Origin of the sequence: Mycobacterium bohemicum DSM 44277 (assembly GCF_001053185.1) — a bacterium.
Taxonomy (GTDB): domain Bacteria; phylum Actinomycetota; class Actinomycetes; order Mycobacteriales; family Mycobacteriaceae; genus Mycobacterium; species Mycobacterium bohemicum.
In genome coordinates, this window is the sequence record NZ_CSTD01000004.1 from 290051 (window position 1) to 304345 (window position 14295).

13 protein-coding genes are annotated in these 14295 nt (G+C 70.7%); 2 read left to right on the forward strand and 11 right to left on the reverse strand.

Features of this window, described 5'->3' with window-relative positions; translation table 11 throughout:
* Positions 1-11 precede the first annotated feature (11 nt).
* From BN971_RS18675 to BN971_RS18705, 7 genes are all read right to left on the reverse strand, one after another.
* Positions 12-1688 (reverse strand): ribonuclease J, encoded by a 1677-nt coding sequence (locus tag BN971_RS18675; RefSeq protein WP_090350434.1) that lies wholly within the window; start codon positions 1686-1688, stop codon positions 12-14.
* A gap of 7 nt (positions 1689-1695) precedes the next feature.
* Positions 1696-2598 (reverse strand): 4-hydroxy-tetrahydrodipicolinate synthase, encoded by a 903-nt coding sequence (gene dapA / locus BN971_RS18680; RefSeq protein ID WP_085181309.1) that lies wholly within the window; start codon positions 2596-2598, stop codon positions 1696-1698.
* A gap of 213 nt (positions 2599-2811) precedes the next feature.
* A complete protein-coding gene (thyX, locus tag BN971_RS18685; protein WP_085181376.1) occupies positions 2812-3576 on the reverse strand; it encodes an FAD-dependent thymidylate synthase in 765 nt (254 codons plus the stop codon).
* Positions 3577-3619: 43 nt separating this feature from the next.
* Complete coding sequence (locus BN971_RS18690) at positions 3620-4840, reverse strand: winged helix-turn-helix domain-containing protein (protein WP_085181377.1); 1221 nt, start codon at positions 4838-4840, stop codon at positions 3620-3622.
* 32 nt (positions 4841-4872) lie between these two features.
* Complete coding sequence (locus BN971_RS18695) at positions 4873-5574, reverse strand: DivIVA domain-containing protein (RefSeq protein ID WP_085181310.1); 702 nt, start codon at positions 5572-5574, stop codon at positions 4873-4875.
* Between the two features lie 88 nt (positions 5575-5662).
* Positions 5663-6157 (reverse strand): dihydrofolate reductase, encoded by a 495-nt coding sequence (locus BN971_RS18700; protein ID WP_085181311.1) that lies wholly within the window; start codon positions 6155-6157, stop codon positions 5663-5665.
* Complete coding sequence (locus BN971_RS18705; RefSeq protein WP_085181312.1) at positions 6154-6954, reverse strand: thymidylate synthase; 801 nt, start codon at positions 6952-6954, stop codon at positions 6154-6156. Before BN971_RS18705 ends, BN971_RS18700 begins: the two co-directional genes overlap by 4 nt.
* A 155-nt stretch (positions 6955-7109) precedes the next feature.
* On the opposite strand from BN971_RS18705, the gene BN971_RS18710 reads away from it, so the two are divergent.
* Positions 7110-7850 carry a dienelactone hydrolase family protein gene (locus tag BN971_RS18710; RefSeq protein ID WP_085181313.1) on the forward strand — a complete coding sequence of 247 codons (741 nt, stop codon included), beginning with the start codon at positions 7110-7112 and terminating at the stop codon, positions 7848-7850.
* A gap of 270 nt (positions 7851-8120) precedes the next feature.
* Complete coding sequence (locus BN971_RS18715) at positions 8121-8576, forward strand: PAS domain S-box protein (protein WP_139027145.1); 456 nt, start codon at positions 8121-8123, stop codon at positions 8574-8576.
* Between the two features lies 1 nt (position 8577).
* Here the strand turns inward: BN971_RS18715 and BN971_RS18720 are convergent, their stop codons facing one another.
* The 4 genes from BN971_RS18720 to BN971_RS18735 form a co-directional block, all read right to left on the reverse strand.
* Positions 8578-9024, reverse strand: coding sequence for an acyl-CoA dehydrogenase family protein (locus tag BN971_RS18720; RefSeq protein WP_090350436.1), 447 nt, complete (start codon positions 9022-9024; stop codon positions 8578-8580).
* Positions 9021-10202 carry an acyl-CoA dehydrogenase family protein gene (locus tag BN971_RS18725; RefSeq protein WP_085181316.1) on the reverse strand — a complete coding sequence of 394 codons (1182 nt, stop codon included), beginning with the start codon at positions 10200-10202 and terminating at the stop codon, positions 9021-9023. Before BN971_RS18725 ends, BN971_RS18720 begins: the two co-directional genes overlap by 4 nt.
* On the reverse strand, positions 10199-10981 hold the full coding sequence (locus tag BN971_RS18730; protein ID WP_085181317.1) for an SDR family oxidoreductase: 783 nt from the start codon (positions 10979-10981) through the stop codon (positions 10199-10201). The genes BN971_RS18725 and BN971_RS18730 overlap by 4 nt, the downstream gene beginning before the upstream one ends.
* Before the next feature lie 93 nt (positions 10982-11074).
* On the reverse strand, positions 11075-14293 hold the full coding sequence (locus BN971_RS18735) for an acetyl-CoA carboxylase family protein (protein WP_085181318.1): 3219 nt from the start codon (positions 14291-14293) through the stop codon (positions 11075-11077).
* Between the last annotated feature and the right edge of the window lie 2 nt (positions 14294-14295).

The following is a 14295-nucleotide window of genomic DNA, read 5'->3' on the forward strand; positions in this document are numbered from 1 at the left end:
GCAAAGAGCCCTCAGACCTCGATGACTGTCGGCACGATCATCGGCTGCCGGCGATAGGTCTCCCCCACCCACTTGCCGACGGTGCGCCGCACGGCCTGCGCGATGCGCGCGGGATCGGTGACCCGCTCAGCGGCGAGGGATTCCAGTTCCGCCTCGACCTTGCGCACGACGGGCTCGAGCGCCTTGGGGTCCTCGGAGAAGCCGCGGGAATGCAGGTGCGGCACGGCCACCGGTCGGCCGGTGCCCCGGCCGACCACCACGGTGACCGCGACGAACCCGGACGACAGGATCAGCCGCTCCCCCAACGTGATGTCGCCGACGTCGCCGGTGATCAGGCCGTCGACGAACATCTTGCCGACCGGCACGGCACCGGCGATGCCGGCACGGCCGGCGATCAGGTCGACGCTGACGCCGTTCTCCGCCAACACGATCGACTCCTCGGGCACCCCGGCGCGCGCGGCCAGCTTGGCGTTCGCCCGGAGCATCCGCCAGGTTCCGTGCACCGGCATCACGTTGCGCGGCCGCACCCCGTTGTAGAGGAACAGCAGTTCACCCGCGTAGGCGTGGCCCGAAACATGAACCCGTACTTGCTGATTGGTGACGACGCGGGCGCCGATCTTGGCCAGGGAGTCGATCACGCCGTAGACGGCTTCCTCGTTGCCCGGGATCAGTGACGAGGACAGGATGATCAGGTCATCGGATGTCAGCGTGATGCTGCGATGCTCGCCGCGCGACATCCGCGACAACGCCGACATGGGTTCGCCCTGGGTTCCGGTGGTGATGAGCACCAGCCGCTCCGGCGGCGCCATCTCGGCGGCGGCGATGTCGAGCAGGTCGGCGTCGTCCACCCGCAGGAAGCCCAGCTCCCGCGCGATGGCCATGTTGCGCACCATGGACCGCCCGACGAACGCCACCCGCCGGCCCAGGGCCACCGCGGCGTCGATGATCTGCTGCACCCGGTCCACGTTGGAGGCGAAGCACGCCACGATGACCCGGCCGTCGGCGCCGCGGATGAGGCGGTGCAGGGGCGGGCCCACCTCGCTCTCCGAGGGCCCGACGCCGGGGATCTCGGAGTTGGTCGAGTCGCACAGCAGCAGGTCCACCCCGGCGTCGCCCAGCCGGGACATCCCGGGCAGGTCGGTGGGACGCCCGTCCAGCGGCAGCTGGTCGAGCTTGATGTCGCCGGTGTGCAGGACGGTGCCCGCGCCGGTGTGGACCGCGATGGCCAGCGCGTCGGGGATGGAGTGGTTGACCGCGAAGTATTCGCACTGGAAGACGCCGTGGGTGGTGCGCTGCCCCTCGGCGACCTCGATGAAAGCCGGCTTGATGCGGTGTTCGCGGCATTTGGCGGCGACCAGCGCCAGGGTGAACTTGGAGCCGACGACCGGGATGTCGGGCCGCAGGCGGAGCAGGAACGGGATGGCGCCGATGTGATCCTCGTGCGCGTGCGTCAGCACCAGGGCCTCGACGTCGTCGAGCCGGTCCTCGATGTGCCGCAGGTCCGGCAGGATCAGGTCGACGCCGGGCTCGTCGTGGGTGGGGAACATGACCCCGCAGTCGATGATCAGCAACCGGCCGAGATGTTCGAAAACCGTCATGTTGCGGCCGATTTCGTTGATGCCGCCGAGCGCGGTGACCCGCAGCCCGCCGGGAGGCAGAGGTCCCGGTGGGGCGAGGTCCTGGTTCACGCGCGACTCACCTGAGCACCGCGGCCGCGCGCATGTCGGCGGCCAGCGCGTCGAGTTGCTCCGGCGTGGCCGGCATCTGGGGCAGCCGCGGGTCGCCGGCGTCGATGCCCTGCAGGCGCAGGCCCGCCTTGGACATCGTCACGCCGCCGAGGCGGGCCATCGCGTTGCACAGCGGGGCGAGGTTGACGTTGACCTTCCGCGCGGTCGCGACGTCCCCGGAAGCGAACGCGGACAACATGTCTCGCAGCTGGCCCGCGGCCACGTGGGAGATCACGCTGATGAAGCCGGTGGCGCCCATCGCCAGCCAGGGCAGGTTCAGCGCGTCGTCGCCGGAGTAGTACGCCAACCCGGTTTCGGCCATCAATTCCGCGCCGGAGTGCAGGTCGCCCTTGGCGTCCTTGATGCCGACGATGTTCGGGTGGGCGGACAGGGCGCGGATGGTCTCGGGCTGGATCGGGATCACCGACCGCGGCGGGATGTCGTAGAGCACCACCGGCAGGTCGGTCGCGTCGGCGACGGCGGTGAAATGGGCGATCAACCCGCTCTGCGGCGGCTTCGAGTAATAGGGCGTGACCACCAACAGCCCGTGCGCGCCCTCGGCCGCGCACGCCTTTGCCAGTCGGACGCTGTGGGCGGTGTCGTAGGTTCCCGCGCCCGCGACGATCCGGGCCCGGTCGCCCACGGCTTCCAGCACGACCCGCAGGAGCTCGAGTTTCTCGTCGTCGGTGGTGGTCGGCGACTCGCCGGTGGTTCCCGAGACCACCAGGCCGTCGCAGCCGGCGTCCACCAGGTGGTTCGCCAGGTGCGCGGCGGCGGCGGTGTCCAGAGAGCCGTCGGCGCGAAACGGTGTCACCATCGCGGTCAGCAGGGTCCCCAAGCGTGCGGGGGCGTCGAATCCGACGGTGTTCACGGTGTTCAGGTTACCTGGCCCCGGCAAGCCGATTTGCATCCGCGGGCGGGCGCGGCCTGGGCGTCACACCCGTCACAGAAAGCTGGGGACGTGCCGATGTGCCCGCCTTCTAGCGACAATCCCGGTGGCGTCGGGGTGGTTGTCGCTATGAGGCGGGCACAACGTCGCACGCCTCCCGAGCCGTGACGGGAGTGACGAGAGTGGTCCCGCGGCTCAGGCCTCGGTGGCCAGCGGGCTCGTGGCGACCTCGGTGCCGTCGGCCAGCGTGACGACCTCGAAGTCGGCGAACACCGCGGGGGCCACGCCGGTGAGCTGGCGCAGGCACTCGATGGCCAGGCGGCGGATCTCCAAGTCGGCGTGCTCGCTGGCGCGCATCGCGATGAAATGCCGCCAGGCCCGGTAGTTCCCGGTCACGACGATGCGCGTCTCGGTCGCGTTGGGCAGCACGGCGCGAGCGGCCTGGCGGGCCTGCTTGCGCCGCAGCACTCCCACGTTTTCGTCGGCCTGGCCCGGCGCGAACTTCGCCTCGAGCCGGGCCAGCAGGTCGGCGTAGGTGGCGCGGCTCGCGTCGGCCGCGTCCGCCAGGATCTGCCGCAACTCGGGGTCGTCGTCCAGGCCCGGCGGCACGACGATCTGCGAATCCCCTTCCGGCACATACCGCTGCGAGAGCTGCGAGTAGGAGAAGTGCCGATGCCTGATCAGCTCGTGGGTGCACGACCGCGAGACGCCGGTGATGTAGAACGACACGCTCGCGTGCTCGAGCACCGAGAAATGCCCGACGTCGATGATGTGCTTGAGGTAGCCGGCGTTCGTCGCGGTCCGGGGATTGGGCTTCGACCAGCTCTGGTAGCAGGCGCGGCCGGCGAACTCGACCAGCGCCGAGCCGCCGTCGGCGTCGGTGGCCCACGGCACGTCCGCGGGCGCCACGAAATCGGTCTTGGCGATCAGTTGCACGCGCAGCGGCGCGGTCTCGGCCATGGCGCTCACCATATCCCGGCAGTCGGGCGCGCCCGCGCCTCCATCAGCCCGCGCGCTGCAGCTCCCCCGCCAGATCGCCCCGGTCGGCCACGCTGAACCCGGCGAGGCCCAGCCACGACGCCATCGACGCGAGCTCGCCGGCCAGCGCCGCGGCGACCCGGGCCCGGGGCACGGGATCACTCACCGAGGCCTCGGCGAAGGCGCCGACGACGCGCAATGTGCCCGCGACCCGGTCGGCCTTGAGGTCGACCCGCGCGACCAGCCGCCCGTCGAGCAGCAGCGGCCACACGTAGTAGCCGTAGCGGCGCTTGTGGGCCGGGGTGTAGATCTCGATGCGGTAGTGGAAGCCGAACAGCCGCTCCACCCGCGGCCGGAAGAAGATCAGCGGATCGAACGGGCACAGCAGCGCCGTGCCGTTGTCCCGGCGCGGCACCGCCTGGCCGGCGCGCACATAGGCCGGCGCCGACCAGCCGTCCACGGCTACCGGCTCGATCTCGCCGGCGGCCACGAGGTCGGCGATGGCGGGCGTGACCTGCTGAGCCGACAGTCGAAAGTAGTCGCGGATGTCCGCCTCGGTGCCGACGCCCAGCGCGCCGGCGGCCCGCAGGGTGAGCTCGCGCACGGCCTCGTCGTCGTCGACCTCGCGGGCCAGCACGCTCGGCGGCAGCACCCGTTCTACCAGGTCGTAGTGGCGCGCGAAGCCGACCCGGGTGGCGGTCGTCAGGACCCCGGCCGCGAAGAGCGCCTCGGCGATCCACTTGGTGTCGCTGCGGTTCCACCAGGCGCCCTTGGTCCGGCTCGACCCGGCCTCCAGGTGCGCCTCGATCTCCCCCGCCGTGCTCGGGCCCAGCTCGGCGACCGCAGCGATCACGTCGTCGACGAGTTTCGGGTTGTCCCTGGCGATGTGGGTGCGCCAGCGCCCGTGCCGGTACTCGCGCATCCGCCAGCGCAGCAACGGCCAGTCCTCGACGGCCATCAGGGCCGCCTCGTGCGCCCAGTATTCGGCCAGCAGCCGCGCGGGCCGGGGGCCCCACGCGGCGCGGTCCAGCACGTCGCGGTCGTACGGGCCGAGCCGGCTGAACACCGGCGCGTAATGCGCGCGCACCGCCACCGACACCGAATCCAGTTGCAGCACCTGGATGCGCGCGATGAGCCGCCGCAGGTGCGCCCGGGTGATCGCTGCGGCCGGCCGCTGCCCGCTAAACCCTTGGGCCGCAACGGCAATGCGTCGCGCCTGGGCGGCGGTGAGCTTACCGTTACCGATCGGCACGGCGCCGACAATACCGGTCGGCCGGGCTAGCCGGTGCTGACTTTGCGCTCCAGCGGTACCACCGCGCTGAGTTCCGGTGAGCTCTTGTGCTCCCGGTAGGCCGCCTCGAGGGCCGCCGGGACGGGTTCGAGTTCGCGGTATACGGCCCGCAGTTGCTCGAGGATGCCGATGCGCTGCTGACTCGCCTCGTCGGCCGCCCGCTGGGCCTGCTCCCGATAGTGATCGGCCTCCCGCCGGGCGTCGCGCCACGCCTGTTCGATCGCCGAATCGGCGTCGGCGCGCATGGCGGCCAGCTCGGCGTCCAGCTTCTTTTTGGTCTCCCGGTATTCGAGTTCCAGGGCCTTTCGCTGCGCGGCCAGCTCGGCCAGCTCCCGTTCGTGCTTTTGCCGCGCGGCCTCCGCCTCCGCCTCGGCCTCGGCAATCAGCCCGTCGGCCTCGGCTCGCGCCTCGGCGCGCATCTCGGAAACCTCGTCGACGGTCTGCCGCAGCATCTTGGCCATCCGCTTTTGCACCGCGTGCGGCGACGGCGACGTGTCGGTGAGCACGCCGATCTCTTTGCGCAGCGCGGCGACCTCGTCAGCGGATTCCTTCAGCCGCGCCCGCAGGCTGTCGACGTCGTCGACCAGCAGCTTCTGCTTGGTGGTCAACAGTTCGATGTGGGCGTCAACCGCACCCGTGTCGTAACCCCTGAACGTGCGCGAGAACGCTTTCGCGGGTTCGGTGATCACTTCGATTCCCCCCTCCTGGAAATGTCGGGTAACGCCGATGGAACCGACCCCCGGGTTCGAGTATGTCAGCGGCGGCGGGCGCCGACCGTCACGCCCTACGGTAGGTGTGGAACCTGTAGCGCAGCCCCGCCCGGCTGACCTGCCAGTCCCCCGCCTGCCCCAGCCAGGCCTCGTCGAGGACCGGCGCCAGCGCGTCGTCGTCGTCGCGTGGCAAGGCGATGTCGACCTCGGTGACCTCACACCGGGTGGCGAGCGGCAGCCCCAGGAGGTAGATCTGCGCGCCGCCGATGATCCAGGTCTGCGGGTCGGAGAGGGCGTCGTCGAGGCGACCGACCACCTCTGCGCCCTCGGCCCGGTAGTCGGTCCGGCGGGACAGCACGACGTTCCTGCGGCCCGGCAACGGCCGGACCCGGGCCGGAAGCGATTCCCAGGTGCGCCGGCCCATGACCACGGTGTGGCCCATGGTGATCTCCTTGAAGCGGGCGAGGTCCTCGGGCACCCGCCAGGGGATGTCGCCGCCGCGCCCGATGACGCCCGACGTCGACTGGGCCCACACCAGGCCCACCTCGGTCGTCCGCGTCATACCGCTACGGGGGCTTTGATCGCCGGGTGCGGATCGTAGTTTTTCACGACCACATCTTCGTAGGTGTAGTCGAATATCGAATCCCGATGGGCGAGAACGAGTTCGGGGTACGGTCGGGGCTCGCGGCTCAGTTGCAGCCGCACCTGCTCGACGTGGTTGTCGTAGATGTGGCAGTCCCCGCCCGTCCAGACGAACTCCCCCACCTCCAGGCCGGCCTGCGCGGCCATCATGTGGGTGAGCAACGCGTAGCTGGCGATGTTGAACGGCACACCGAGGAACAGGTCGGCGCTGCGCTGATACAGCTGGCAGCTCAGCCGCCCATCGGCCACGTAGAACTGGAAGAAGGCGTGGCACGGCGGCAGCGCCATCCGCGGGATGTCGCTGACGTTCCACGCCGAGACGATGATGCGCCGCGAGTCGGGATCGGTGCGCAGCAACTCCAGCGCCGCGCTGATCTGGTCGATGTGCTCGCCGGACGGGGTGGGCCAGGACCGCCACTGCACGCCGTAGACCGGGCCGAGATCGCCTGTGGGACTGGCCCATTCGTCCCAGATGGTGACGCCGTGCTCGTGCAGCCAGCCGACGTTGGAGTCGCCGCGCAGGAACCACAGCAATTCGTAGACCACCGATTTGAGGTGCACCTTCTTGGTGGTCAGCAGCGGAAACCCGGCCGACAGGTCGTAGCGGATCTGCTGGCCGAACAGGCTGCGGGTGCCGGTGCCGGTGCGGTCGGATTTGGCCGCGCCCCGCTCGAGCACCAGTCGCAGCAGGTCCTCGTAGGGGGTGGGGATCGGCACGCGGTCAGCTTAGCGGCGATCGCAAGCGCGGCGAAGCCGGGCGCGGCGGGTCGCCGCCCGAAAATCCCAGCGGCGATCGCAAGCGCGGCGAAGCCGGGCGCGGCGGGTCGCCGCCCGAAAATCCCAGCGGCGATCGCAAGAGTAGAACGGATGCCATGCCCAAGATCACCGACAGCATCACGACCCCGGACGGCACCTGCGCCGTCCGCCTGTTCACCCCCGAGGGCCCGGGCCCGTGGCCCGGCGTGGTCATGTACTGCGACGCCGGCGGCGTTCGCGACACCTTCGACCAGATGGCCGCCAAGCTCGCCGGATTCGGCTACGCGGTGCTGCTGCCCGACGTGTACTACCGCAGCGGCGACTGGGCCCCGTTCGACATGGCGACGGTGTTCGGCGACAAGGACGAGCGCAACCGGTTGTTTTCGATGATCGGCAGCATCACCCCGGACAAGATGGCGGCCGACGCCGGCGCGTTCTTCGACTACCTGGCCGCCCGGCCGGAGGTCTCCGGGGACCGATTCGGCGTCTGCGGCTACTGCATGGGCGGACGCACCTCGCTGGTGGTGGCCGGCCGTCTGCCCGACCGCGTCGCCGCGGCCGCATCCTTCCACGGCGGCGGACTGGTGAGCGACGGCACGGACAGCCCACACCTGCTGGCCGACCGGATGACCGCCAGGATCTACGTGGGCGGCGCCGAGAACGACGCGTCGTTCACCGCCGACGACGCCGAGCGGCTGGACAAGGCGCTGACGGCGGCCGGGGTATCGCACACCATCGAGTGGTATTCGGCGGGCCACGGGTTCGCGGTTCCGGACAACGCGCCCTACGACGCGGCGGCCGCCGAGCGGCACTGGGAGGCGATCACGGAGGTGTTCGGGTCGGCGCTGCCGCGGTGACGCCGATGTAGATGAATTTGCTGCGGAGATGCCTGTCGCTCCGCAACGCGGGCCGTACCGCAGCGTCAGCTAAGCGCGCCCGGCAACGTCCACGTCGAAAAGTTGCGCAGTTCCGCCAAACCAGTCGCCACGTGCCAAATTGCAAACTCGCCCCTCGCGCTGTGGACTTATCAACCGACTTGGCCTTAGCATTTGCTGGCAGCGCGTTTAGCAGAAAGCGAGCTCAACCGCATCCGGGCGCAGTGCCACAGCGACGACGGGGGGGACCGCGTGTTCGCAGACGTTCCGGCACCTGACGGCGGCCGACGGGTCGAGCGTCGACGCCCGAAACCACCAGGCCAGTCGCCCATCGACGACCTGCAGCGGATGCCCGCACTCGTCGCGTTGGAGCGGCTACCGACGCCCGCCCTGGCGGTTGACCGCGCCGGGACGGTCCTGTTCGCCAACGGCCCGTTCTGCCGGATGACGGGCTACTTGGCCGGCGAATTGCAGTCGATGAGCTTCGACGAATTCTTCGTCACCCTGCCGGCCGACGACACGTGGATCGTGCTGGCCGGAACGAGCGCCCAGCGCCGCGTCGTGCTGAGGCACAAGGACGGCCACTCGGTGTGGGCCAGCATGAGCAAGTCGGCCATGCGACGCCGCGACGACACCGTTGCGCTGGTCACCTTCCACGACCGCACCGAGGAGCTCTGGCTCAACAGCGTGGATCCGGATCGCGCCTGACCTAACCGGCGGGCAGGCCCACCAGTTCGGCCAGCCGCGCGCGGTGGCGGTAGGCGGTGCCCAGCGCCAACTGGTCGCTCTTGGCGCGCTTGAGGTACAGGTGCGCCGGATACTCCCACGTCATCCCGATGCCGCCGTGCAGCTGCACGCATTCCTCGGCGGCGTGCACGGCGACGCCGCTGCAGTACGCCTGGGCGGTGGCCGCGGCCACGCTCGCGTCGTCGGCCTCGCGCGCGGTCGCGCCGGCACCGCCGAGCGCCTCGGGGACCAGCAGCCCGGCCACCCCCAGCTCGGCGGCCAGCGTCTGCCATACCGCCGAAAAGTCCTGCGGCTGGGGATCGTAGGCGCGCGCCACCTGTTCGGGCGGACAGCGGTCGGCGAACAGCTGGCGCACGCCGTCGCGCAGGGCCTCCTCGGTGTCGGAGTAGAGCAGGTCGCCCGCGCTCATCGGTTCAGGTCCTTCCAGGCGACGTCCTTGTCGACACGGTGTTCGCCCGGCAGGCCGAGGATCCGCTCGGAGATGGTGTTGCGCAGTATTTCCGAGGTGCCGCCTTCAATCGAATTGCCGCGGGCCCGCAGATACCGGTAGCCGGGTTCGCGCCCGACCAGGTCGACGACCTCCGTCCTGCGCATCGTCCAATCGTCGTAGCGCAGGCCGGATTCGGCGTGCAGCTCGATGTCGAATCCCGAAACGGCTTGCGCCAGCCGGGCAAATGCCACTTTCATGCCGGCGCCTTCCGGGCCGGGCTGGCCGGCGCTGGCCTGCTGCCGCAATCGTTCACCCGCCAGCCGGAGCACCTCCGCCTCGACCCACAGCCGCATCAGCTCGTCGTGCATCGCGGGGTTGCGCAAGTGCGGCTCCTCGCGCCACGCCTCGGCCACCTTGCCGATGTGCCCGCCCTCGCGCGGAGTGCCGGCCTGCGAACCGATCGCGACCCGCTCGTTGTTCAGCGTGGTGGTCGCGACGCGCCAGCCGCCGCCCTCGGGGCCGAGCCGATTCGCGTCGGGCACCCGCACATCGGTGAGGAACACCTCGTTGAACTCGGCTTCCCCGGTGATCTGGCGCAGCGGCCGCACGTCGACGCCGGGCTGGGTCATGTCGCACAGAAAGTAGGTCAGACCAGCGTGTTTGGGCACCGTCGGGTCTGTGCGGGCGACGAGGATGGCCATCTGCGCGTGCTGCGCCATCGAGGTCCACACCTTCTGCCCGTTGACGATCCATTCGTCGCCGTCGCGCACCGCGCGGGTGGCGACGCCGGCCAGATCCGATCCCGCGCCCGGCTCGCTGAACAACTGGCAGTAGACGTGTTCCCCGGTGAACAAGGGGCGCAGGAACTTTCGTTTTTGCTCGTCGGTTCCGAACGCGGCGATCGTCGGTGCCGCCATACCCATGCCGATGAAGTTCTTGACGGTGCCGCCCACCGGCGCCCCCGCCGCGGCGAGTTGGGCGTTCACCCGCTCCTGGGCCGAGCGTGGCAGGCCGAGCCCGCCGAAACCCTCGGGCAGGTGGACCCATGCCAGGCCCGCATCGTATTGCGCGCCAAGGAATTCGCGCGGGTCACTCGTTCCAGGGTCGTACGCGTCGAGCAGGGCCTTGACCCGGGCCTCCAGGTCGTCCGCCGTCATCGCGCGCCGCCCGATGCGGACTGGAATCCTTGCGCTGGGCCCAGCAGGAGGCCGCCGTCGATGACCATGGTCTCGCCGGTGATCCAGCTCGCCGCGTCGGAAACGAGGAACGCGACCGCGTTCGCCACGTCGATCGGCTCACCGATGCGCCCGAGCGCGATGGTCGACGCCAGCGGGTCCTCGTGGTCTTTCCACAGCGCCTCGGCCAGTTTCGTGCGCACCACGCCCGGGGCGATCGCGTTGACCCGGACCTTGGGTGAAAGTTCGAGCGCCAGTTGCTTGGTCACGTGGATGAGCGCGGCCTTGGTGGCGTTGTACATGCCCATCGCCGGGGACTGGTGCATGCCGCCGATCGAGGCGGTGTTGACGATGGCGCCGCCGTGGTCGCCCATCCACGACTTGACGGCGAGCGACGTCCATAGCAGGGGTGCCCACAGGTTGACGTCGAAGATCTTGGTGAACCGGGCGTGATCCTGGTCGATCAGCGGCCCGTAGGCCGGATTGGTGCCGGCGTTGTTGACCAGGATGTCGACGCTGCCGAATCTCTCGAGGGTGAGGTCGACGCAGCGCCGCGCGGCGTCCTCGTCGACGGCGTGCGCGCCAACCCCCAAGGCCTTCTCCCCCACCTGGGCCGCGGCGTCTTCGGCCGCCTCCTGCTTGCGGGCGGTGAGCACGACGTTGGCGCCCGCGGCCGCCAATTGCTGCGCGATCGCCAGCCCGATTCCGCGCGAGGCGCCGGTGATGATGGCGGTTCGGCCGGTCAGGTCGGATGAGGTCATGTGCACGCCTTCTGCAGTAGGGGGTGAGCGCATCGCCGATGTAGCGAATCTAAACCTCGCGGAATCGGCAGAGGCGCCAGGGGCGGGAGCGGTTCATCCCGCCAGCCTGGTGATCCAGGCCCGGGAATCGGCCGGGTCGATGACGTCGTCGAGCTCGAAGGTGGTGGCCGAGCGCAGCGCCTTGCCGTGCTCGTAGGCCGCCGCCACCAGCTTGTCGAAGAGCGCCTGCCGCTCGGATTGGTCGGCCACGGCGGCCAGCTCCTTGCTGAAGCCCAGGCGCACAGCGCCTTCCAGCCCCATGCCGCCGATCTCCCCGGTGGGCCAGGCGACGGTGAACTGTGGGGCGCGGAACGAGCCGCCCGCCATTGCCATCGCGCCGAGCCCGTATCCCTTGCGCAGGATGATCATTCCAACTGGCACGGTCAGCCGGGCGCCCAGCACGAACATGCGGCCGAACCGGCGGACCGCCGCCTCCTTCTCCGCGTCCGGCCCGACCATGAAGCCGGGGGTGTCGCACAGCGAGATCAGCGGCAACCGGAACGACTCGCACAGGGCCAGGAAGTCACCGGCCTTGTCGGCGGCCTCGGCGTCGATCGCGCCGCCCAGGTGGTGGGTGCTGTTCGCGATCAGCCCGTAGGCGACCCCCTCCACGCGCACCAGGGCGGTCACGATCCCGACGCCGTAGTCGGGCCGCAGTTCGAGCACGGAGCCGACGTCCACGATGGACTCGATCGCCCGGTGTACGTCGTAGGCCCGTAACCTGTTCTGCGGCACCACATGCCGGGCCAGGCGCGGATCGGGCTCCTCCCACTCGCGAAGGCTGCCCTGAAAATAGGACAGGTACTGCTTGGCCAGCGACACGGCGTGCGCCTCGTCGCGCGCCACCAGGCTGACCACGCCGTTGCGGCGTTGCACGTCGATCGGGCCGATGGCCTCCGGCGGGTAGGCGCCCAGGCCGCCGCCCTCGATCATCGCCGGGCCGCCCATCCCGATGTTGGCGTCGGGGGTCGCGATGATCACGTCACACACGCCCGCCAGCGCGGCGTTGCCGGCGAAGCACCGGCCCGAGACGATCGACACCAGCGGCACCCGGCCGGCGAGTCCGGCCAGCATCCGGAAGGTCGGCACGTCGAGGCCGGCGTGCCCGCCGACGTCGGTGTCCCCGGGCCGACCGCCGCCGCCCTCGGCGAACAGCACCACCGGCAGCCCCCGGCGGGCCGCCAGCTCGAAAACCCGGTCGGTCTTGGCGTGGTTTCGCATGCCCTGGGTGCCGGCCAGCACCGTGTAGTCGTAGGACAGCACCGCGGCCTCGGCCGCGGGCCGCCCGAAGCGGTCCGCCCCGATCGTGGCCAGGCCCGCGACGAGGCCGTCGGCCGGGGTGTTGGCGACCAGGTCCTCTTCGGAGCGGCGGCTGCGCTGCGCGGCGATGGCCAGCGCGCCGTACTCGACGAAGCTGCCGGGATCCACCAGGTCGGCGATGTTCTCCCGGGCCGTGCGGCGACCTTGCTTGTGCCGCTTGGCAACCGCGGCGTCGCGGCCCTCGTCCAGGGTCAGCAGATGGCGCCGGCGCACCTCGTCGAGGTCGGCGCGCGGCCGGTCGAGATCGGCGGCGGCCGTGACCGACTCGCCGTCGGCGCCCCGGGAGACGCGGGTGAAGATCACCAGCGGGTCTCCGGGGCCGACGACCTGGCCGACCGTCACCAGGCTCCGCACGGTCCGCAACGCCGCCGGCGCGACCAGCACGTGCTGCATCTTCATCGCCTCCAGCACCGCCAGTTGGCCGCCGGGGCCGAAGTCGGCGCCCTCGGGTGCCAGCTCCACGACGGTGCCGGCCAGGTGCGCGCGCAGCGCTTCCTCGCCCGGATACAGTTCGACCTCCGTGACCCGCGCCTCGGGCCTTGGGTGCGCCGACGCCGCGGCGAACTCGGCAAGATGTCCGTCCAGGAAGTCGGTCGTGACCCACCCGGACTGAACCCGGCTGTCCGCCAAGAGCTCCCGGAGGAAACCGATGTTGGTGGCGACCCCCTCTATACCGAATTCGCCCAGGGCGGTCCGCGCCTTGCGCACCGCCGCCTCGAACGACGGGGCGTGCACGTGGGCGATGACCTTGGCCAGCAGCGAGTCGTACTGCGGGTTGGCGGCCAGGCCCGGGCGGCCGTAGGTGTCCACGCGCACACCCGGGCCGCTCGGCGGCGAGAAGGCCGTGAGCGCGCCCGCCGCGGGTGCGACGGAGCCGTCGGGGGCGAGGGTCTCCATGTTGACCCGCGCCTGGATGGCGATGCCCCGGTGCGCCGCGGGCTCACCGATGACCTCGGTGCCGTCCGAGGCGGTCCCGGCCGGCAGGCGGAGCTGGTAGTACGACGCACCACGGGCGATGGCCAGCTGGACGGCGACCAGGTCCAGCCCGGTGGTCTCCTCGGTGACGGTGTGCTCCACCTGGATGCGCGGGTTGACCTCCAGGAAGACGAATTCGTCTCCGGAGAGCAGGAATTCGACGGTGGCCAGCCCGCGCAGGCCGGCCCGCGCGCACAACCGCGTGGCCGCCTGATGCAGCTCGCGCCGCAGCGCCCCGGAAAGGCCCTGCGCGGGAGCGATTTCCACGATCTTCTGGTAGCGCCGTTGAATGCTACAGTCTCGGTCGCCGAGCGCCAGCGCGTGCGTTTGGTGGCCCGCGGGTGCGCCGACCACCTGCACCTCGATGTGCCGCGCCGCGTCGAGGACGGCCTCGGCGAAAAGCGCCGGATCGCCGAAGCCGAGCTGAGCCTCGGCGGCGCATTGCCGGTAGGCGGCCTCGATCTGGTCAGCGTCGGTGACCTTCCGCATGCCCCGGCCACCGCCGCCGGCGAGCGCCTTGATCATGATGGCGCCGCCGTGGGCCGCGAAGAAGGCCGTGACGTCGTCCACGCTGCTCGGCCCCCGGGTGGCCGGCAGCACCGGGAGCCCGGCCGCCACCGCCGCGGCCCGGGCCGTGGACTTGTTACCGAACGCCTCGAGCACGTCGGCGTCCGGCCCCACGAAGGTGCGCCCGGCCGCGGCGCAGGCGCGGGCGAATTCGGAGCTCTCGCTGAGAAACCCGTAGCCCGGATGAATCAAGTCGGCGCCGGATTTCTCGGCGATCGCCAACAGCGCCGCGGAATCCAGGTACGCCTTGGGCCCGGTGCCCGGCAGGCCGAACGCCTCGTCGGCGGCATGCACGTGCGGGCTGCCGGCGTCGTCTTCGGCGTACACGGCGACCGTCCGCATGCCCAGTTCGGTTGCGGTCCGGACGATTCGCAGCGCGATCTCGCCCCGGTTGGCGATCAGCACGGTCATGA

Bases quoted from the DNA above. Each gene is read 5' to 3' on its own strand.
- BN971_RS18720 (WP_090350436.1), bottom strand. From the start codon at position 9,024: ATGAGCGCGGGCGACCTGCTCTACTCCGACACCGAGGAGGCCCTGCGC.
- BN971_RS18710 (WP_085181313.1), top strand. From the start codon at position 7,110: ATGCCCAAGATCACCGACAGCATCACGACCCCGGACGGCACCTGCGCC.
- BN971_RS18700 (WP_085181311.1), bottom strand. From the start codon at position 6,157: ATGACGCGGACGACCGAGGTGGGCCTGGTGTGGGCCCAGTCGACGTCG.
- BN971_RS18730 (WP_085181317.1), bottom strand. From the start codon at position 10,981: ATGACCTCATCCGACCTGACCGGCCGAACCGCCATCATCACCGGCGCC.
- BN971_RS18725 (WP_085181316.1), bottom strand. From the start codon at position 10,202: ATGACGGCGGACGACCTGGAGGCCCGGGTCAAGGCCCTGCTCGACGCG.
- thyX (WP_085181376.1), bottom strand. From the start codon at position 3,576: ATGGCCGAGACCGCGCCGCTGCGCGTGCAACTGATCGCCAAGACCGAT.
- BN971_RS18735 (WP_085181318.1), bottom strand. From the start codon at position 14,293: ATGACCGTGCTGATCGCCAACCGGGGCGAGATCGCGCTGCGAATCGTC.